This is a genomic window from Mycobacterium sp. 663a-19 (assembly GCF_035616495.1).
Classification (GTDB): Bacteria; Actinomycetota; Actinomycetes; order Mycobacteriales; family Mycobacteriaceae; genus Mycobacterium.
The window spans coordinates 1-20,062 of sequence record NZ_JAPJAV010000007.1; the positions used below are offsets into that span (position 1 = coordinate 1).

Below are 20,062 nucleotides of genomic sequence, written 5' to 3' on the forward strand. Positions count from 1 at the left end.
ACCCCCGCCCAACGACTCGCCCAACTCCTCGACCAAGCCGCCTGAGCAGTTGTTGCACTAACCGATTGACAATGCCCGGCGTGTCGTGTGCGTGGTTTAAGTGTCGCGGTGAAGGTCTGGGCAGCCTACAGGTACTGGCCCAGGTTGGATTCGGTGTCGATTGCCCGCGACGCGCTCGAGCTCTTGCCGGTGACCAGGGTGCGGATGTAGACGATCCGCTCGCCCTTCTTGCCCGAGATCCGCGCCCAGTCATCGGGATTGGTGGTGTTGGGCAGGTCCTCGTTCTCGGCGAACTCGTCGACGATCGAGTCGAGCAGATGCTGGATGCGCAGACCCGGTTGGCCGGTCTCCAGCACCGACTTGATGGCGTTCTTCTTCGCCCGGTCGACGACGTTTTGGATCATCGCCCCGGAGTTGAAGTCCTTGAAGTACATGACTTCCTTGTCGCCGTTGGCGTAGGTGACCTCCAGGAACCGGTTGTCGTCGATCTCGGCGTACATCCGCTCGACGACCTTTTCGATCATCGCCTTGATGCAGGCCGTGCGGTCGCCGTCGAACTCGGCGAGGTCGTCGGCGTGCAGCGGCAGCGCCTCGGTCAGGTACTTCGAGTAGATGTCTTGTGCCGCTTCGGCATCGGGCCGCTCGATCTTGATCTTCACGTCCAGGCGGCCGGGCCGCAGGATCGCGGGGTCGATCATGTCCTCGCGGTTGGAGGCGCCGATCACGATGACGTTCTCGAGCCCCTCCACCCCGTCGATCTCGGACAGCAGCTGCGGGACGACGGTGGTCTCGACATCGGAGGAGACCCCGGTGCCGCGGGTGCGGAAGATCGAGTCCATCTCGTCGAAGAACACGATCACCGGCGTTCCCTCGGACGCCTTCTCCCGCGCCCGCTGGAAGATCAGCCGGATGTGGCGCTCGGTCTCGCCGACGAACTTGTTCAGCAGCTCGGGGCCCTTGATGTTGAGGAAGTACGACTTGGCCTCGCGGGCGTCGTCGCCGCGCACCTCGGCCATCTTCTTGGCTAGCGAGTTGGCCACCGCCTTGGCGATCAGCGTCTTGCCGCAGCCCGGAGGGCCGTAGAGCAGCACGCCCTTGGGCGGGCGCAGCGCGTACTCGCGGTAGAGCTCCTTGTGCAGGAACGGCAACTCCACGGCGTCGCGGATCTGCTCGATCTGGCGGGTCAGGCCGCCGATGTCCTGGTAGCTGACGTCGGGCACCTCTTCCAGCACCAGGTCCTCGACCTCGGCCTTTGGGATGCGCTCAAATGCATAGCCGGCCTTGGTGTCGACCAGCAGCGAGTCGCCCGGGCGCAGCTTGCGGGGCTTGGTGTCGTCGTTGAGGGCGTCCGGGACGCCGTCGGGCAGGTCCTCGGCGACCAACGGCTCGGCCAGCCACACGATGCGCTCCTCGTCGGCGTGCCCGACGACGAGCGCCCGGTGACCGTCGGACAGGACCTCGCGCAATGTGGAGATCTCGCCGACCGATTCGAACGCGCCCGCCTCGACGACCGTCAACGCCTCGTTGAGCCGGACGGTCTGCCCCTTCCGCAGAGAGGTGACGTCGATGTTCGGCGAGCATGTGAGGCGCATCTTGCGGCCCGACGTGAACACGTCGACGGTCTCGTCGTCGTGCGCTCCCAGCAGAACGCCGTAGCCGCTGGGCGGCTGCCCGAGCCGGTCGACTTCCTCGCGCAATGCGAGCAGTTGCTGGCGGGCTTCTTTAAGAGTTTCCATTAATTTGGAATTGCGGGCCGCCAGCGAGTCGATGCGGGCTTCGAGCTGATGCACATCGCGGGCGGAGCGGCCGGCGCCGTGCGACGCCACCGCGTGGTCCAGTTGCTCGCGCAGCATCGCGGCCTCACGGCGCAACTCTTCCAATTCGGCAGCATCGTCGCTGGACACGTCGCTTTCGCGAGGTGTGCCGAATGCTTCAGAACGCTCTGAGTCACCCATTGTGCGCTCCTTTCCCGCCCCGAAATACGCGGTGGATAGTTCAACGCTACCGGCGATTGCCGCCAGATGTGCGGAGTCAAATGCCGTGAAAATTCGCGTCATTGCTCCCGCTGGTAACCTCAGCGTCGATTCGGGACCACCGAGAGGACAACTGTGCTTGTAAAAGCCCTCGCCACAGGCGTGTCGGCCGTCGCGAAAAGCGCCGCGCCGACGACGGGTGTGACTTGCATTGCACCCGTTGGCCCGACATCGACTACGACCTCGCGGCAAGAATCAGGCGTGGCCGAATAGCCCGGCCGACCCGACCGGATGCACCGACACCTCTCCGTTCCCGTCGCGCTGGGCGCCGCGACCGCCGTGGCGGCCATCGGGCTCTCGGGATGCTCGCACAAGGAACCCAAGGTCGCGTCGTCGAGCCCGTCGGCGCCGGTGCCCGCCGCGTCGAGCCCCGTCATCCTGGCTCCCCCGACCGCCCCGCTGCCGCCGCCCGAGGCCCTCACCGAGGTGCTGAACCGGCTCGCCGACCCGAACGTCCCGGGCGGCAACAAGGTGAGCCTCGTCGAAGGGGCGACCCCCGACAGCGCGGCCACGCTGGACAAGTTCACCAACGCGTTGCGCGACAACGGCTACCTGCCGATGACGTTCGCGGCGAACAACATCGCGTGGTCGGACAAGAATCCGTCCAACGTGATGGCGACGGTCAGCATCAACACCCCGCGGGGCAACAACGGGAAGTTCACCTTCCCGATGGAGTTCGCCCCCTTCCAGGGCGGCTGGCAGTTGTCCCGGCGGACCGCGGAAATGCTGTTGGCCCTGGGCAATTCGCCGTCCGCTCCGCCGCCGCCCCCGGGTCCGCCGCCCGGCCCCCCTCCAGCTCCCCCGCCGCCCCCGGCGCCCGCCCCGCCTCCATCCCCGGCGCCCGCACCCGCCCCGGTGCCGGCCCCCGCGCCCGCGCCGCCCGCGGCTCCGGCCCCGCCACCTCCGCCGCCGGAGCCACCGCCACCGCCGCCCCCCGAACAACCCCCTCCTCCGCCGGAGCCGCCACCGCCGCCGCCTCCCCCGCCGACGGAGCCGCCACCGCCGCCTCCGCCCGAACAACCCCCGCCGGGCTGACGCGCGCATGTGGATCGGCTGGCTCGAATTCGACGTGCTGCTGGGCGACGTGCGATCGCTCAAGCAGAAGCGGTCGGTGATCCGTCCCGTCGTCGCCGAACTGCAGCGCAAGTTCAGCGTGTCCGCCGCCGAGGTCGGTTCTCAGGATCTGTACCGGCGCGCGGGCATCGGGGTGGCGGTCGTGTCCGGTAACCGCGGCCATGCCGTCGACATCCTCGACAGGACCGAACGGCTGGTGGCCGCGCACCCCGAATTCGAGCTGCTGTCGGTGCGCCGCGCCCTGCGCCGCAGCGACGACTGACTAGCCGTCGCGGCCCTCGCGCTTGCGGCCCAACGGCGTCGGCGCGACGGCCCCGGGCGCCAACCGGCGCGCCGCGATCAGGAACGCGGTGTGCCCGCGCATCGAGTGCTGCGGCCGGACGGCCAGGCCGACCACGTTCCAGCCGCGCTGCAACGTTTCCCAGGCCCGCGGTTCGGTCCAGCACTGCTGGGCCCGCAGCGCCTCCACCGCGCGCGACAGCTGGGTGACGGTGGCCACGTAGACGATCAGCACACCACCGGCGACCGTCAGCCTCGACACCGCGTCGAGCACCTCCCACGGCGCGAGCATGTCCAGCACGACCCGGTCGACGGACGCGTCGGGCAGCTCGGAGTCGGCGACGTCGCTGACGATCAGCTGCCAGTTGTCGGGCGCCCGGCCGAAGAACACCGACACGTTGCGGCGGGCGTGCTCGGCGTGGTCGGCGCGCTGCTCGTAGGAGACCACCCGGCCTTCCGGCCCGACGGCGCGCAGCAGCGAGCAGGTCAACGCGCCCGATCCGGCGCCGGCCTCCAGGACGCGGGCTCCCGGGAAGATGTCGCCCTCGTGCACGATCTGGGCGGCGTCCTTGGGGTAGATGACCTGCGGCCCGCGGGGCATCGACATCACGTAGTCAACCAACAGCGGGCGCAACACCAGGAACGGGGCGCCGTTGCTGGACTTGACGACGCTGCCCTGCTCCAGCCCGATCACGTCGTCGTGCGCGATCGCGCCGCGGTGGGTGTGGAACTCGCCGCCCTCGGTGAGCTCCATCGTGTAATGACGGCCCTTGGCATCGGTGAGCTGGACGCGCTCGCCCACGGTGAAGGGGCCGGTTGCGGACACGGCATCCAGCGTGCCAGCCGACTCGCCGCAACCGGTGCTCGGGGTTGTCGGCGCCCGGTCCTAGGCTGCGGGCATGACAGAAGCGGCTGCGGGACCGGCTGCAAGACCAGCTCTGTCGCCGTCGCGCGCGGCCGATTTCAAGCAGTGCCCGCTGCTGTACCGCTTCCGGGCCGTCGATCGCCTGCCCGAGGCGCCGTCGCTGGCCCAGCTGCGGGGGTCGGTGGTGCACGCCGCGCTGGAGCAGCTCTACGGCCTGCCCGCCGCCTCGCGCGTCGTGGGCACCGCGCACTCGCTCGTGGAGCCCGCGTGGGAACGCGTGACCGCCGCCGACCCCGAGCTGGCAGCCGGGCTCGACCCCGAACAGCGAACCCAGCTGCTCGAGGAGGCCCGCGCGCTACTGTCCGGCTATTACCGGCTGGAGGACCCGACGCGATTCGACCCGCAATGCTGCGAACAGCGCGTGGAGGTCGAGCTCGCCGACGGCACGCTGCTGCGCGGCTTCATCGATCGGATCGACGTCGCCGTCACCGGCGAGCTTCGCGTGGTCGACTACAAGACGGGCAAGTCACCGCCCGCCGCGCGCGCACTGGCCGAGTTCAAGGCGATGTTCCAGATGAAGTTCTACGCGGTGGCGTTGCTGCGTTCGCGCGGGGTGCTGCCCTCCCGGCTGCGGCTGATCTACCTGGCCGACGGGCAGGTGTTGGACTATGCGCCGGAGCACGACGAGCTGCTGCGCTTCGAGAAGACGCTGATGGCGATCTGGCGGGCAATCCAGTCCGCGGCGCCGACGGGCGATTTCCGTCCCAGCCCGTCGCGGCTGTGCGAGTGGTGCCCGCATCAGGCGCACTGCCCGGTCTTCGGTGGGACGCCGCCGCCCTACCCCGGGTGGCCGGACCAGCCCGCCGAACCGGCCGCGTGACCGACCGTCAGGGACAGGTGACGTCCATCTCGAACTGCTTGGGCTTGTTGCCTAGCCCGCCGCTGGCGGTCCCGGTGATCTTGTAGGACTTGCCGCTCTTGGTTGCCGTTGCGGTGTCGTTGTAGAGCCCCTTCAAATAGGCGAGGCCATGGCCGTCGTGTTCGCCGAGGCCGACCGAACGGACATCGAGCGGGTCCGTATCGGTCATGGTCGCGTAATACAGGGTGAGGTCGGTTCCGCCCACCTTTTCGCCGATGGCGATCTTGATGAAGCCGCCCGAGGTGTCGCACGTGACGGGGCCCTTGACGTCCTGAGCTTGCCCATCGAGCGTCACCTTGACCGCTGCGGGCGAGTTCGCCGCGGTGGACGGGGCGGACGAGCCGGTGGCCGTCTGCTTGGCGGAGCAACCGGCGAGCGCGAGCGAAACGATCAGCCCGCCGGCCAGCGCGGCCGGTGTGAGCGTCGAGGGTGCTGACGGCAGCCGAATCATGTTTGTCCCCTTGCGTTCCCAACCGAGCATCCAAGACTAAGGCACCGCGGCGCCTCGCGGGGTCGAACGGCATGTTCGGTTAGTCGAGCGGTGCCATCTCCTGCAGCATCGTGGGAATGAGCTCGCTGACCGTGGGATGGATGTGCATGGTGCGCGACAGCGCGGTGTAGGGCGCCTTGGCGGACATGACGTCCAGGATGGCGTGGATCGCCTCGTCGCCGCCGACGCCCAGGATCGCCGCGCCCAGGATCTCGCGGGTGTCGGCGTCCACCACGACCTTCATAAACCCTTGTGTCTCACCCTTTTCCACCGCCCTGCCGACCCTGGTCATGGGCCGCTTGCCCACCAGCGCCCTGCGGCCCGACGCGCGGACCTGGCTGACCGTCATGCCGGCCCGCCCGAGCGGCGGGTCGATGTAGAGCGCATAGGTGGGGACGCGGTCGCTCACCCGGCGCGAGTCGCTGTCGAGGAGGTTGGCGGCCACGATCTCGAAATCGTTGTACGACGTGTGGGTGAACGCGCCCTTGCCGTTGCAGTCGCCCATCGCCCAGATGTGCTCGACGTTGGTCTTGAGCTGGTCGTCCACCACGATGTAGCCGCGGGCGTCGGTGTGCACGCCGGCCGCGTCCAGGCCCAGGTCGTCGGTGTTGGGCCGGCGCCCCACCGCCAGCAGCAGATGACTGCCATGGACGGGCGCCGCGCCGGCGCGGGGAGTGAGTTCGAATCCGTTGCCGTTCTTGGCGATTCGCACATCGTCGGCGCCGAGGATCACGTCGATCCCCTCGGCCTCCAGGATCTGCCTGATTGAGGCCGAGACATCCTCGTCCTCTCGGGACGCCAGCCGCGGGCCCCGTTCGACGACGGTGACCGGGGCCCCGAACCGGCGGTACATCTGCGCGAACTCGAGCGCGATGTAGCTGCCGCCGACGATGACGAGATGGGCTGGCAGCGTGTCGAGTTCGAGGATCGACACGTTGGTGAGGAACTCGACGTCGGACAGCCCCGGAATGTCCGGCACCACCGCGCGACCACCGACGTTGAGGAAGATCCGGTCGGCGTGCAGCACGTCGTCGTCGACGCGCACGGTGTGCGGGTCTTCGAAACGGGCATGGCCGCGAAAAATGGTGCAGCCGTTCATGCCCTGTAGCCAGTCCTCGACACCCTTGCGGTCGCCGAGCATGATGTCGTCCTTGCGCGCCTTGACTTTGGCCATGTCCACGGTGACCGGCCCGGTCCCGACGCCGTATTCCGCGCCGCGACGGGCCAGCTGCGCGGCGTGCGCGCTGGCCACCAGCGTCTTGGTCGGGATGCATCCGTTGTTGACGCAGGTGCCGCCGATCAGCTTGCGTTCGACGATCGCGACGCGCTGCCCGGCGGCCGTCAGCCGTCCCGCCAGCGGCGGCCCGGCCTGGCCGGCGCCCACGATGATCGCATCGAAATGCGTTGTCACCTAACCGCCGTCAGGATATACGTGATCAGCACGTGACTCGTCGTCGCGAGGATTGCGAACCCGCCGCCGATCGCAATCGCATCCTCGAGCAGCGCCACCGGCAAGTCGCGTCCGCCGCGCACCAGCAGTCGCCGGCCGTGATAGCCGCCCAGGGTGCCGAGCACCGCGCCGATCACGCCGGCGCCCAGCGAGCTGAATGTCCAATGCGGCCAGGCGCCGATCACCGCGCCGGCAAACCCGCCAAGGACGATCCGCCCTGCGAACGCCGGCGGCGCGGTGCGGGCCGGGGTCTTGGGGAGCTTGTCACCGACCAGTTCGGCGATGGCCAGAACGGTCAGGACGACGACCGTGACGATGTTGGCCACCCAGGACGCCCAGGTGCCGTGCAGGTCGATCCAGCCGAGGAAGCCGGCCCACGCCACCACGGCGGGCGCGGTCAGGGAACGCAACCCGGCGACCACACCGATCAACAGCGCCATCAGAAGTATGAGCGCGTGTGTCACAGAGACCCTCCGTCCAGCAGCCCAAGGCGGACGCTAACACAGCGGGGCCTGACCCGCCGATAGGCGATCAGAATCGGCAGAATCTGATATCGGAGGCCAGGATCGCCTTGGCCCCGATGGTTGCGAGATCGTCCATGATCTCGTTGACACCGCGGCGCGGCACCAGCGCCCGGATCGCCACCCAGTCCGGGTCGGCCAGCGGGGCGATCGTCGGCGACTCCAATCCCGGTGTGATCGCGGTGGCCTTGTCCAGCACCGCACGCGGGCAGTCGTAGTCGAGCATCAGGTATTGCTGACCGAACACGACGCCCTGCACCCGCGCCACCATCTGGTCGCGCGCCGCTGTTTTCCTGCTCTGGGGATGGCCGCCGTAACTGATGCGCTCGATCAGCACCGCCTCCGAATCACACAGCGGCTCGCCGAAGGCCACCAGGTCGTGCAGGCCCAGGGTGCGGCCGGAGCCCACCACGTCGGCGATGGCGTCGGCAACGCCGAGTTGCACCGAGATCTCGACGGCCCCGTCGAGCCTGATGACGGTGGCCTCAATCCCGTTCTTGGCCAAGTCTTTTCGGACCAGGTTCGGGTAGGCGGTGGCGATGCGCTTGCCCGCCAGATCCGCCGTCGTCCAGTTGTGTCCGGCGGGGGCGGCGTAGCGGAAGCTGGACGAGCCGAAGCCCAGCGCGAGGCGCTCGGTGACCGGCGCGTCGGAATCGAGCACCAGGTCGCGGCCGGTGATCCCGAAGTCCAGCTCCCCCGAACCGACATAAACGGCAATGTCTTTGGGGCGCAGAAAGAAGAACTCGACCTGGTTGACGGGGTCGATGACGGTCAGGTCCTTGGGGTCGGTGCGGCGCCGGTAGCCGGCCTCGGCGAGGATCTCGACGGCCGGCTCGCTGAGCGCGCCCTTGTTGGGAACCGCGACCCGTAACACGCTCACAGCTTCCGGTAGACGTCGTCGAGGGAAAGCCCGCGCGCGATCATCAGCACCTGCGTCCAGTACAGCAACTGGCTGATCTCCCCGGCCAGCGCGTCGTCGGGTTCGTGTTCGGCCGCCAGCCACACCTCGCCGGCCTCCTCGAGGATCTTTTTGCCCAACCCGTGTATCCCGCCGTCCAACGCGGCAACGGTCGCGCTGCCGGCGGGCCGGGTGCGGGCACGGTCGCCGAGTTCGGCGAACAGATCCTCGAAGGTCTTCACGGCCAGCGATTGTTTCACGTGTCCGCCAGCAAAGTCACTCTGGTTTCAGCCGCGAGCGTCCCCATTTGTACGCGTTACACGGCGTGTCGCTGTACATTTGCGGTCGCTCGCGAGAGATGGCCAGGGCTCAGTCCTCCGGGTTGTAGCCGAGATTCGAGCTGAGCCAGCGCTCGGCCTCGGCCAGGGGCCAGCCCTTGCGCCTCGCGTAGTCGGCGACCTGGTCCTGCGCCAGCCGGCCGATCACGAAGTACTGCGACTGCGGGTGCGAGAAATACCAGCCGCTGACGGCCGCACCGGGCCACATCGCCATCGACTCGGTCAGCTCGATGCCGGTGCGCTCCTTGACATCCATCAACTGCCACAGCGTCGCCTTCTCGGTGTGCTCCGGGCAGGCCGGATACCCGGGGGCGGGGCGGATTCCCCGGTACTTCTCATCGATGAGCGCGTCGTTGTCCAGCTGCTCGTCGGGCTGATATCCCCAGAACTCCTTGCGGACCCGTTGGTGCATCCGCTCGGCGAACGCCTCCGCCAGCCGGTCGGCGACCGACTCCAGCAGGATCGCGCTGTAGTCGTCGAGGGCCGCCTTGAACTCCGCGATCTTCTCCTGGCTGCCAAGCCCCGCGGTGACGGCGAAGGCGCCGACGTAGTCGGCCAGACCGGTGTCCTTGGGCGCGATGTAGTCACCCAGCGACCGGTTCGGGATGCCGTCCCGGTGCTCGCCCTGCTGGCGCAGGTTGTGCAGCGTGGTCAGCACCTCGGTGCGGGTCTCGTCGGTGTAGACCTCGATGTCTTCGAAACCGGGGCCGACCGTGTTCGCCGGGAAGAACCCGATCACCCCGTTGGCCCTCAGCCACTTCTCCTTGATCAGGGTGTCGAGCATCTCCTGGGCGTCGTCGTACAGCTTGCGGGCAGCCTCGCCGGTGGACGGGTTGTTGAGGATGTCGGGGAAGCGGCCCTTCATCTCCCAGGCGTTGAAGAACGGCTGCCAGTCGATGTACTCGCGTAGCTCGGCGAGGTCGTAGTCGTGAAACTCCCGCACACCGAGGCCCTGGGCGGGCACCGGCGGCGTGTAGCCGTCCCAGTCGATCGGTGTCCGGTTGGCGCGGGCCTTCTCGAGGGTCAGCATCGGCCGCTCGCTCTTCTGGGCGTGCCGTTCGCGCAGGGATGCGTAGTCCTTTTCGGTGGCCTCCAGCAGGGCCGGCCGCTGCTTGTCGTCGAGCAGCGCCGCGGCGACCGGCACCGAGCGGGAGGCGTCCTTCACCCAGACCACCGGACCGTTGCGACGGGGCGCCACCTTCACGGCGGTGTGGGCGCGCGAGGTGGTGGCGCCACCGATCAGCAGGGGAATCTCCAGGCCCTGGCGTTCCATCTCGGCGGCGAAGTTGACCATCTCGTCCAGGGACGGGGTGATCAGCCCGGACAGCCCGATGATGTCCGCGTCGTGCTCCTGCGCCGCGGCCAGGATCTTCTCGGCGGGCACCATCACGCCGAGGTCGATCACCTCAAAGTTGTTGCACTGCAACACAACCCCGACGATATTCTTGCCGATGTCGTGGACGTCGCCCTTCACGGTCGCCATCACGATCGTGCCGTTGGTGTCCTTAGAATCGGCCGTGCCGTTCTCCTCCTTCTCCGCTTCGATGAACGGCAGCAGGTACGCCACGGCCTTCTTCATCACCCGGGCCGACTTCACGACCTGGGGCAGGAACATCTTGCCGGAGCCGAAGAGGTCGCCGACGACGTTCATGCCGTCCATCAGCGGACCCTCGATCACCTCGATCGGGCGACCGCCCGCGGCGGCGATCTCGGCCCGCAACTCCTCGGTGTCCTCGTCGACGTGGGCGTCGATGCCCTTGACCAGGGCGTGCGTGATCCGCTCGCGGACCGGCAGGCCGCGCCACTCGGCCGCCGCCGCGTCGTCGGCCTTCTCCGACTTGTTGAACCGCTCGGCGATCTCCAGCAGCCGTTCGGCCGCATCCGGGCGACGATTCAGCACGACGTCCTCGATGCGGTCGCGCAGCTCGGGGTCGATCGAGTCGTAGGGCACCAGCGCGCCGGCGTTGACGATGCCCATGTCCAGGCCGGCCTTGATGGCGTGGAACAGGAACACCGAGTGGATCGCCTCGCGGACGGGGTTGTTGCCCCGGAACGAGAACGACACGTTGGAGATGCCGCCGGAGATGTGCACCCCCGGCAGGTTTTCCTTGATCCAGGCGCAGGCCTCGATGAAGTCGATGCCGTAGGTCGCGTGCTCCTCGATGCCGGTTGCCAGCGCGAAGCAGTTCGGGTCGAAGATGATGTCCTCGGGCGGGAAGCCGACCTCTTCGGTCAGGATCCGGTAGGCGCGCGCACAGATCTCCTTGCGGCGCTCGAGGTTGTCGGCCTGGCCCTGCTCGTCGAAGGCCATCACGACGACGGCGGCGCCGTACTTGCGGCACAGCCGCGCCTCGCGGATGAACTTCTCCTCGCCCTCCTTCATCGAGATGGAGTTGACGATCGGCTTGCCCTGCACGTTCTTCAGGCCCGCCTCGATGACCTCCCACTTGGAGGAGTCGATCATCACCGGAACGCGGCTGATGTCCGGCTCGGCCGCGATCAGCTTGGTGAACCGGTCCATCGCGGCGACGCCGTCGATCATGCCCTCGTCCATGTTGATGTCGATGATCTGCGCACCGACCTCGACCTGCTGCAGGGCGACCGACAGCGCGGTGTCGTAGTCCTCGGCCTTGATCAGGTTGCGAAACCTGGCGGAGCCGGTGATGTTGGTGCGCTCACCGATGTTCACGAACAGGGAGTCGTCGGTGATGTTGAGCGGCTCCAGGCCCGAGAGCCGCGTTGCCACCGGGATCTTCGGCACCTCGCGCGGCGGCTTGCCCTCGACGACCTTGGCGATCTCGGCGATGTGCGGCGGCGCGGTTCCGCAGCAGCCGCCGACGATGTTGACCAGGCCGGCCTCGGCGAAGTCGGCGATGTAGCCGGCCTGGCGCTCGGGGGTCTCGTCGTACTCGCCAAAAGCGTTGGGCAGACCGGCATTCGGGTAGCAGGAGACGAAAGTGTCTGCGATCCGCGACATCTCGGCGATGTAGGGCCTCATCTCCGGCGCGCCCAGGGCGCAGTTGAGGCCGACAGCGATCGGCTTCGCGTGCCGGATCGCGTTCCAGAACGCCTCGGTGACCTGACCGGACAATGTTCGGCCGGAAGCATCCGTGACGGTGCCCGAGATGATGACCGGCCAGCGCCGTCCGCGCTCCTCGAACAGCGTCTCGACGGCGAACACCGCCGCCTTGGCGTTCAGCGAGTCGAAGATCGTCTCGATGATGAGCAGGTCGGCACCGCCGTCGACCAGGCCGTTGGCCGATTCGAGGTAGGCGGCGACCAGCTGGTCGTAGGAGACGTTGCGGGCCCCGGGGTCGTTGACGTCCGGCGAGATCGAGGCGGTCCGCGTGGTCGGCCCGATTGCGCCGGCGACGTAGCGGGGCTTCTCGGGGGTGCTGAATTCGTCGGCGGCCTTGCGGGCCAGGGCGGCGCCGGCGTAGTTCAGCTCGTAGCTCAGATCCGCCATGTCGTAATCGGAGAGCGAGATCGCGTTCGCGTTGAACGTGTTGGTCTCCAGGATGTCGGCGCCCGCCTCGAGGTACTCGCGGTGGATCCCCTCGATGATCTGCGGCTGCGTCAGGGTGAGCAGGTCGTTGTTGCCCTGAAGGGCGGTCGGCCACTCCGTGAACCGGTCGCCGCGGTAGCCTGCCTCGTCCGGCCGGTCCCGCTGGATCGCCGTGCCCATCGCGCCGTCGATCACCATGATCCGCCGGCGCAGAGCTGCCGTCAGCTCGTCGGTGCAGTCGGGGCGGATGTTCGGCGCGAAGGTGTTTGGCTCAACGGCGTTCACGTACGTTCCTTCCGTAATGGAAGGCGTCCTTGACTCTGCCGAGCGTGGCGGATACCCGGGGGAGACCCGGACCCCCAAAATATCCGTTGCAACGCCTCTCGACCAGAGAAGTCTACGTCGTCACCCGATCGACGTCTGGACGCCCAACTCATCGCCGCTATCGACAGCTCGTGGATCCTGCCGGCGACGCGATAGTAACCAACGTTAACGAAATCGCAGCCGAACGTATTTCGTCGTCAAGCGTGAGGTCGTTCGTGGCAGTCACCCCACAAGAATAGTGGTGCTATGCAACCACCCCCGGGGTGACGGCACGCCGTAGGCTGATTCTGTGACTCGGCCGGATGGCGGTTCGCTGCCCCAACTGCACAACACGATCGTCGTGGCGGCGTTCGAGGGCTGGAACGACGCCGGCGACGCGGCCAGCGACGCGCTGGAGCACCTGGACGCCATCTGGGAAGCCGACCCGATCGTGGAGATCGACGACGAGGCCTACTACGACTACCAGGTGAATCGGCCGGTCATCCGGCAGGTCGACGGGGTCACCCGCGAGCTGGTGTGGCCCGCGATGCGGATCACCCACTGCCGGCCGCCGGGCAGCGACCGCGACGTCGTCCTGATGCACGGCGTGGAGCCGAACATGCGCTGGCGCACCTTCTGCGCCGAGTTGGTGGCCATCGCCGACAAGCTCAACGTCGACACCGTCGTGATCCTCGGCGCGCTGCTGGCCGACACCCCGCACACCCGGCCGGTGCCGGTCTCGGGAGCGGCCTACTCCCCCGAGTCGGCGAAGCGCTTCGGGTTGGAGGAAACCCGCTACGAGGGTCCGACCGGGATCGCGGGCGTGTTCCAGGACGCCTGCGTGGCCGCGGGCATCCCGGCGGTGACGTTCTGGGCGGCCGTGCCGCACTATGTGTCGCAGCCGCCGAACCCGAAGGCGACGGTGGCGCTGCTGCGCCGCGTCGAGGACGTGCTGGACATCGAGGTCCCGCTGGCCGACCTGCCGGCGCAGGCCGAAGAGTGGGAGCAGGCGGTCACCGAGATGACCGCCGAGGACGAGGACCTGTCCGAATACGTCGCGTCGCTGGAGCAGCGGGGCGACGCCGAGGTGGACTTGAACGAGGCGCTGGGCAAGATCGACGGCGACGCGCTGGCCGCCGAGTTCGAGCGCTATCTGCGCCGCCGCCGCAAATAACCCGCGGAATGTCTAGTCGGGTGGTGAACCCTTTTCACGCAACAACTCGACGTTGGGCGCGGACATGGAGCGGCCCAGCGCCGCGACCTCGGCGTCCATCCGGGGCATCAGGGCGCCGGCCTTGCGGACGGGAAGTTCGCCGATCCGCGTGGACAGCACCGGCTTGACCCAGCGGAACACGCCCACCCAGCGCGGGCAGTACACGCGCTTCTTGCGGCCCGCGATGCCTTTGACGAAGGCCGTCGCGCACTTGTCCACCGAGGTGGTCTTGTTCAGCGGCCAGGGCAGTGCGGCGAGCAGGTCGGCGAACGCGGGCATGTCCGCCTTGCTGTCGCGGACCAGGGCGGTGTCGATCCACGACATGTGCGCCACGCCGACGTCGACGCCCAGCTGGCCGACCTCGAGGCGCAGCGCGTGGGCGAGGTGCTCGTTGCCGGCCTTCGACATGTCGTACGGCGCCATTCCCGGCGCGGCGGCGAACGCGGCCAGCGACGAGACGATCAGCACATAGCCGCGCCGGTCGATCAGCGCCGGCAGCGCCGCGCGCACGGTGTGGAAGACGCCGAGCAGGTTGACGTCCAGCACCCGCTTGGCCGCCTCGGGATCCACCTGCAGCACCGAGCCGTAGCTGGCGATGCCGGCGTTGGCCACGACGGCGTCGATGCCGCCGAAGCGTTCGACGGCCGCGGCGGCCGTTTTCTGCAGGGCGGGCAGGTCGCGCACGTCGGCCACCGCGGTCAGCACCCGCTCGTCGCCGCCGAGGCCTACGGCCAGCGAGTCCAGCGCGGCCTTGTCGAGATCGGTCAGCACCAGGTTGGCGCCCCCGTCGTGCAGCCGGCGGGCGACCTCGGCCCCGATTCCCCTGGCGCCGCCCGTGATGAAGACGACCTTGCCCTGCAGTGATGTCATGGCCGACAAGGTACCCTGCGCGGAAGTCCTTATGGCCAGCACTCGTTCATCGGTTGGGCGAACTTGTCGTTGTTGGTGAGCCGGGGAAGTCCGAAGGCATCTTCTATGGTGCGCAGCAGGCTGTAGTGGTTGTTGTAGTTGACGGCGACGAAGTGGCCTTGGCGCATACCGGAATTCGGTGACGTGATGACGATCATCGGAATGTGGTTCCCGTTGTTGCCGATCCCCAGTGACAGGTTGTTGTAATCCTCGTCCCATGTGATGAAAACGGCGGAGCGCTGCGTCTGGAACGCGGGCGAGTTCAGGATCGTGGGCAGCGTGCTCGCGAGGAACTGGTCACCGGCCTTGATGTTGTATTGATGATTGGTGAGCAGGCTGAGGATGAACTGGAGGTTGATGGGGCCTTCCATGTTGTGGTTTTCGTCCGCGGCCCACCAGACGTAGTTCGGGGTGGTGGCGGTGGAGGCGAGATCCGTGGCCATCCGCTCCAGCGGGAGCACGTGTGACCGGCAGCGAGCGGTGTTCGAGACGATGTCGTGGAACGCGAGAAACGGTAGCTCGCCGGGGCTGTAGGGCCCGGCGGAGCGCGTGAAGCACGGCTCGGGCATGGATTGCTCGTAGGAGGCCCACCCCTTGCCCGCCCGCTCGATGTTGTCGACCAGGTTGGGTTGGTCGAAGCAGTCCAGCTCGCAGTTGTAGTTGAAGCCGAAGTCGGATCCGCCCAGAATCGGGTAGTAGTTCGGCAGGCTGGGGTGGGCCTGTGCGTAGTAGTTCGCGCCGTATCCGTTGTTGTCGATCAGCCCGTTGATGTATGGCGCGTTCCGGCTGCCGACGATGTCCTTCGCGCCGTGGTTCTCCAGATAGATCATGAAAACGTGGTCCAGGGGACCGACTTTCGACGCCGGCGGTGTGGGAGGCGGCGGGGGCGGCAGCGGGGCGCCGACGTTGAGCGAGATGTTGTCGGCGTAGGCGTTGTTGTAGTTGCCGATCACCGGGTTGCTGTCCTTGAGCGTCACGACCACACGTGCGCTGCGGGCGCCCGCGGGAATCGTCCCGGTGGTCTGGCGCGGCAGGAGCGCGGTCCTCAACCGGCGCTGCAACACCGTGACCGGTCCGATCTTGCCGGCGCCCAGCGCCGACTGCTGATCGGCCGCCAAGAAGGTGACGGTGACCGACGCGGCGGACGGGTCCTCCAGGAATCCGCCGAGCCAGCCGCTGAGCGTGTAAGGCACTGTGCCGGAGTCGATCTGGGCGGCCGCGCCGGACAGGTCGACGGTTTGGGTGAGCGTGGCCGTGGCCACGTTTCCACCGCCGAAGAACTGCGCGCCGCCGTCCGGGGGGCCGTTCTCCGATCGCGTAAACCCAAAGGCCGCCGGCAGAGTCGGCCCCGGGCTCCCCAGGGGCACCGGCAGACGGCGCAGGGTGCCGTACCTGATCACGGTCGGCGTGCCCGTCACGGCCCAGCCCGGGATGGTCACCGAACTGTATGCCGACAATGACGGGTCGCCGAACTCGGCGCCGGGATTGACCAGCAGGTTGGGTCCGGGAGCGACCATCGCGTTCGGGTTCTGAAACGGGTCGGCCAACGCGGGCACCGTGTTCAGCGCAAGGGCGAGCATCGTGACGGCGCCGACCCCGCCGGCGACGCGGCGAAAACGACTGAGCATCAAGCAATCACCTTTGCGGTTGACGCGCCGTACGCGCTGCTCCGTCGATGGTGGCCTATGACACGCCGTTCACCCAGATTGTTGTGCGAATCGACACCCAGGAGTTGCCGTTTGGTGACTTTCGATTCCTACAGGCGCACCCCGAGCAGCGCGTCGATCGCGGTCGCCACCAACCGAGGCGCGTCCGCGTCGTGCCCGCCGTATTCCAGGGCGTCGGCGGCCCAACCATCAAGGGCGGCAAGCACTTTGGGGGTGTCGAGGTCGTCGGCCAGGTAGCGACGCACCCGGGCGATGACGTCGGCGGCGTCCGGGCCGGCGGGCAGCGCGGTCGCGGCGCGCCACCGGTGCAGCCGCGCGGTCGCGTCGTCGAGCACCTGCCGGCTCCAGAACCGATCGGCGCGGTAGTGCCCGGCCAACAGGCCAAGCCGAACGGCCGACGGCTCGACGCCCTGCGCCCGCAGCGCCGACACCAGCACCAGGTTGCCGCGGCTCTTGGACATCTTCTCCCCGTCCCAGCCGATCATCCCGGCGTGCACATAGTGCCGCGCGAAACGCCTTTCGCCCCTGACACATTCGGCGTGCGCGGCGGTGAATTCGTGATGCGGAAAGATCAGGTCGCTGCCGCCGCCCTGGATGTCCAGGCCGCTGCCGATCCGGCTGAGCGCGATGGCCGCGCATTCGACATGCCAGCCGGGCCGGCCGGCGCCGAAGGGTGCGGGCCAACTGGGTTCCCCGGGGCGCGCGGCCCGCCACAGCAGCGCATCCAGTTCGTCGGTCTTGCCCGGCCGTTCCGGGTCGCCACCGCGCTCGGCGAACAGCCGGAGCATGGTGTCGCGGTCGTAGCCGGACTCGTAGCCGAACTGCGGCGTGGCGTCGGCGCGGTAGTAGATGTCCGGGAACCCCGAGCCCGTTTCCGAGTCGACGACGTACGCCGCCCCGGACGCGAGCATCTTCTCGACGAGCTCGACCACCTCCGGGATCGCCTCGGTCGCCGCGACGTATTCGCGCGGCGGCAGTATTTGCAGCGCCGCCATGTCCTCGCGGAACCGGGCGACCTCCCGGTCGCCGAGCTCGCGCCAATCCACGCCGTCACGCTCGGCGCGCTCGAACAGCGGATCGTCGACGTCGGTGACGTTCTGCACGTAGTGCACGTCGTGGCCGAGGTCCAGCCAGACGCGATGGATCAGGTCGAACGCCAGGTAGGTGGCCGCGTGGCCCAGATGGGTGGCGTCGTACGGCGTGATCCCGCAGACGTACATGGACGCGGTCGCCCCGGTCGCCGCCGGGCGGACCTGCCGGTCAGAGGTGTCGTAGAGCCGTAGTTCCGGGCCGCGTCCCGGCAACACCGGAACCTGTGCGGAAGTCCACGACTGCATGCCCTCGACTTTAGGCCCGGCGACGATGCGGCCCGCATAACGGCCTGCTAACGCCACGAATCGCGGATGGCGCCGAGCAGGATCGGGGCCACCTCGGCGCGACACATCACGAAGTCGGGCAGGTACGGGTCGAGCTGGTTGTAGCGCAGCGGCGAGCCGTCCAGCCGCGACGCGTGCATGCCCGCGGCCATCACGACCCCGGCCGGGGCCGCCGAGTCCCATTCCCATTGGCCGCCGGCATGCAGGTAGGCGTCGACGTCGCCGTCGATCAGCGCCATCGCCTTGGCGCCCGCCGAGCCGATCGCGACGGGCTGGATGGCCAGCATCTGATGCATGCGGTGCAGGACGGCGGGCGGCCGGGTGGCGCTGACGGCGATCCGGAAGGTACGGGGAATGCCGGTGCGCGCGCCGTCGTCGGTCACGGTGTCGCTGCGGTACACCATGTTTCCGCGGGCGGGCAAAGCCACTGCCGCGTCGGTGATTTCGCGGTGACCGTCGGCGGGGTCACCGGTGGGGCGCTGCCAAAGCGCGATGTGCACCGCCCAGTCGTCGCGCCCCGGCGTGGAGAACTCGCGGGTGCCGTCCAACGGGTCGACGATCCACACCCGGTCGCGGTTCAGCCGGGCCAGGTCGTCGTGCGCTTCCTCGCTGAGCACCGCGTCGTCGGGCCGCTCGTCGCGCAGCCGCCGCAGGATCAGCGCGTTGGCCAGGCTGTCGCCCGCGTCGCCGAGCGCCCAGGGATGACCGAACCCGATCTCGTCGCGCACCTTCAGCAGCAGCTCCCCCGCGTCCGCGGCCAGCTCGGCGGCCAGCGCGGCATCCGTCAGGGTCACCGACTCAGTATCCCCGACGGCGGCACCCGCCTCAGAACGCCGGCCAGGGAATGGGGCGATGCCGGTTCGGTTCGGGCATCACCGGGTTTTCCAGCAGCGCATGGATGCGCCTGCGCAGCGCCGCGATCTCGGTCCGGGTGATCTGTTCGCTCAGCTCGTCGCCGAACGAGCCGCACAGGGCCTCGTCGAGCCCGGCCACCGCCTCCAGCGTCTCCTGGTCGAGCGGCTTGCCCGCCCAGCCCCACAACACGGTGCGCAGCTTGTTCTCGACGTGCAGGCACACGCCGTGGTCCACCCCGTAGACGTGGCCCTCGAGGTCGCGCAGGACGTGGCCGCCCTTGCGGTCGGCGTTGTTGATCAGCACGTCGAACACCGCCATCCGCCACAACCGGATGTCGTCGGCGTGCATGAGGATGACCTCGTCGCCGGCGTAGTCGTAGGCGCGCAGCACCGGCAGGTAACCCGGCTCGAGTCTGTCGGCGGGGAACAGGTCGACGAGGTCGTGCCGGGGTGCGGGGGCCGAGTCCACAGCGTCGCCGGCCTGCTCGACCCACAGCTGCAGCATGCCCGGGCCCGCCGGCCCGTGCCGAATGATGGTGTAGGGCACGATGTTCCAGCCCAGTTGCGTGGCTATCAGGTACGCGGCGAGTTCGCGGCCGGCCAGCGTCCCGTCCGGGAAATCCCATAGCGGCGCCTCACCGGCGATCGGCTTGTAGACGCAGTGCACGCTGCGCTCGCCCAGCGTCGACTCGCACAGAAAGGTGGCGTTGCTTGCGGAGCGGATGCGTCCGAGGACCGTCAGCTCGCCGTCCCGCAACGCCTCACGTTCGTCATGCTCGCTATTCCGTGGGTTCATCGTCAGGCCCGAGCAGCGCGCTGCGCTTATAGCCGTTGGTGCGCGCGCAGATGTGGCCGTCCGGGTCCAACGGTTCGTCGCACAGCGGGCAGGGCGGACGTCCCGCCGAGATCACCCGATTGGAGCGGGTGGCGAACTGCCGGGCCGACTCCGGCGTCAGGAACACCCGGACGGCGTCGGGCCCCTCTTCGGTGTCGTCGAGCACGACGGAGGCGTCGAACTCGGCGTCGGTGACGGCAAGCAGTTCGACCACCACGGTCTGCGCCTCCGAATCCCAGCCCAAGCCCATGGTCCCGACGCGAAACTCGGCATCGACGGGAGTGATCAGCGGGTTCAGGTCGTCGACCTCGGCGGGCTCCGGCGGAACCGGCGTGCCGAACCGGCGATTCACCTCCAGCAGCAGCGCTCCGATCCGCTCGGCGAGCACCGCCACCTGTTGCTTCTCTAGCACCACCGACACGACCCGCGAATCGCCCACCGCCTGTATGTAGAAGGTGCGGTTTCCGGGCTGGCCAACGGTCCCGGCCACGAAGCGGTCGGGCGTGCGGAAGACGTGAATTGCGCGGGCCATG

At 68.4% G+C, this 20,062-nt stretch carries 17 protein-coding genes and 1 pseudogene; 4 read left to right on the forward strand and 14 right to left on the reverse strand.

Translation table 11 applies throughout. The features are described 5' to 3' along the window. Nucleotides 1-125: 125 nt before the first annotated feature. A complete protein-coding gene (gene arc, locus OQ968_RS13660; protein ID WP_324678662.1) occupies nucleotides 126-1,955 on the reverse strand; it encodes a proteasome ATPase in 1,830 nt (609 codons plus the stop codon). A gap of 309 nt (nucleotides 1,956-2,264) precedes the next feature. Here arc and OQ968_RS13665 point away from each other — a divergent pair. Further along, a pseudogene (locus OQ968_RS13665) lies at nucleotides 2,265-2,837 on the forward strand (hypothetical protein); the annotation flags it as partial. 238 nt (nucleotides 2,838-3,075) lie between these two features. Then, complete coding sequence (locus OQ968_RS13670; protein WP_324678664.1) at nucleotides 3,076-3,369, forward strand: DUF503 domain-containing protein; 294 nt, start codon at nucleotides 3,076-3,078, stop codon at nucleotides 3,367-3,369. Here OQ968_RS13670 and trmI read toward each other — a convergent pair whose 3' ends face one another. Continuing rightward, the gene (trmI, locus tag OQ968_RS13675; RefSeq protein ID WP_324678665.1) at nucleotides 3,370-4,212 is read right to left on the reverse strand and encodes a tRNA (adenine(58)-N(1))-methyltransferase TrmI; all 843 of its coding nucleotides are present in this window, start codon (nucleotides 4,210-4,212) and stop codon (nucleotides 3,370-3,372) included. Nucleotides 4,213-4,285: 73 nt separating this feature from the next. Here trmI and OQ968_RS13680 point away from each other — a divergent pair, with 73 nt between their 5' ends. After that, nucleotides 4,286-5,131 carry a RecB family exonuclease gene (locus tag OQ968_RS13680; protein WP_324678666.1) on the forward strand — a complete coding sequence of 282 codons (846 nt, stop codon included), beginning with the start codon at nucleotides 4,286-4,288 and terminating at the stop codon, nucleotides 5,129-5,131. 7 nt (nucleotides 5,132-5,138) lie between these two features. Here OQ968_RS13680 and OQ968_RS13685 read toward each other — a convergent pair whose 3' ends face one another. The 6 genes from OQ968_RS13685 to metH form a co-directional block, all read right to left on the reverse strand. Then, complete coding sequence (locus OQ968_RS13685) at nucleotides 5,139-5,621, reverse strand: lipoprotein LpqH (RefSeq protein WP_324678670.1); 483 nt, start codon at nucleotides 5,619-5,621, stop codon at nucleotides 5,139-5,141. Nucleotides 5,622-5,700: 79 nt separating this feature from the next. Then, entirely contained in the window at nucleotides 5,701-7,071 is a 1,371-nt protein-coding gene (locus OQ968_RS13690) for an FAD-containing oxidoreductase (RefSeq protein WP_324678672.1), read from the reverse strand. Continuing rightward, the gene (locus tag OQ968_RS13695) at nucleotides 7,068-7,574 is read right to left on the reverse strand and encodes a DUF4126 domain-containing protein (RefSeq protein ID WP_324678673.1); all 507 of its coding nucleotides are present in this window, start codon (nucleotides 7,572-7,574) and stop codon (nucleotides 7,068-7,070) included. Before OQ968_RS13695 ends, OQ968_RS13690 begins: the two co-directional genes overlap by 4 nt. Before the next feature lie 67 nt (nucleotides 7,575-7,641). Then, complete coding sequence (gene hisG, locus OQ968_RS13700; RefSeq protein WP_324678675.1) at nucleotides 7,642-8,505, reverse strand: ATP phosphoribosyltransferase; 864 nt, start codon at nucleotides 8,503-8,505, stop codon at nucleotides 7,642-7,644. Between the two features lie 2 nt (nucleotides 8,506-8,507). Then, nucleotides 8,508-8,789 (reverse strand): phosphoribosyl-ATP diphosphatase, encoded by a 282-nt coding sequence (locus OQ968_RS13705; protein ID WP_324678677.1) that lies wholly within the window; start codon nucleotides 8,787-8,789, stop codon nucleotides 8,508-8,510. Nucleotides 8,790-8,898: 109 nt separating this feature from the next. Next, nucleotides 8,899-12,657, reverse strand: coding sequence for a methionine synthase (gene metH, locus OQ968_RS13710; RefSeq protein ID WP_420715907.1), 3,759 nt, complete (start codon nucleotides 12,655-12,657; stop codon nucleotides 8,899-8,901). A gap of 328 nt (nucleotides 12,658-12,985) precedes the next feature. Between metH and OQ968_RS13715 the strand changes: the two genes are divergently transcribed. Then, nucleotides 12,986-13,849 (forward strand): PAC2 family protein, encoded by an 864-nt coding sequence (locus tag OQ968_RS13715; RefSeq protein ID WP_324678679.1) that lies wholly within the window; start codon nucleotides 12,986-12,988, stop codon nucleotides 13,847-13,849. Between the two features lie 12 nt (nucleotides 13,850-13,861). On the opposite strand, the gene OQ968_RS13720 is transcribed toward OQ968_RS13715, so the two are convergent. From OQ968_RS13720 to OQ968_RS13745, 6 genes are all read right to left on the reverse strand, one after another. After that, nucleotides 13,862-14,758: an SDR family oxidoreductase gene (locus OQ968_RS13720; protein WP_324678681.1), complete on the reverse strand. Its 897-nt coding sequence runs from the start codon at nucleotides 14,756-14,758 to the stop codon at nucleotides 13,862-13,864. A gap of 29 nt (nucleotides 14,759-14,787) precedes the next feature. Beyond that, nucleotides 14,788-16,425, reverse strand: coding sequence for an alkaline phosphatase family protein (locus OQ968_RS13725; protein WP_324678683.1), 1,638 nt, complete (start codon nucleotides 16,423-16,425; stop codon nucleotides 14,788-14,790). A gap of 128 nt (nucleotides 16,426-16,553) precedes the next feature. Further along, on the reverse strand, nucleotides 16,554-17,801 hold the full coding sequence (gene mshC, locus OQ968_RS13730) for a cysteine--1-D-myo-inosityl 2-amino-2-deoxy-alpha-D-glucopyranoside ligase (protein ID WP_324678685.1): 1,248 nt from the start codon (nucleotides 17,799-17,801) through the stop codon (nucleotides 16,554-16,556). A gap of 47 nt (nucleotides 17,802-17,848) precedes the next feature. Beyond that, the gene (locus tag OQ968_RS13735) at nucleotides 17,849-18,634 is read right to left on the reverse strand and encodes a 3'(2'),5'-bisphosphate nucleotidase CysQ (RefSeq protein WP_324678687.1); all 786 of its coding nucleotides are present in this window, start codon (nucleotides 18,632-18,634) and stop codon (nucleotides 17,849-17,851) included. Nucleotides 18,635-18,665: 31 nt separating this feature from the next. After that, nucleotides 18,666-19,490 (reverse strand): SCO1664 family protein, encoded by an 825-nt coding sequence (locus OQ968_RS13740; protein WP_324678689.1) that lies wholly within the window; start codon nucleotides 19,488-19,490, stop codon nucleotides 18,666-18,668. Then, complete coding sequence (locus tag OQ968_RS13745; protein WP_324678690.1) at nucleotides 19,474-20,061, reverse strand: DUF3090 domain-containing protein; 588 nt, start codon at nucleotides 20,059-20,061, stop codon at nucleotides 19,474-19,476. Before OQ968_RS13745 ends, OQ968_RS13740 begins: the two co-directional genes overlap by 17 nt. Between the last annotated feature and the right edge of the window lies 1 nt (nucleotide 20,062).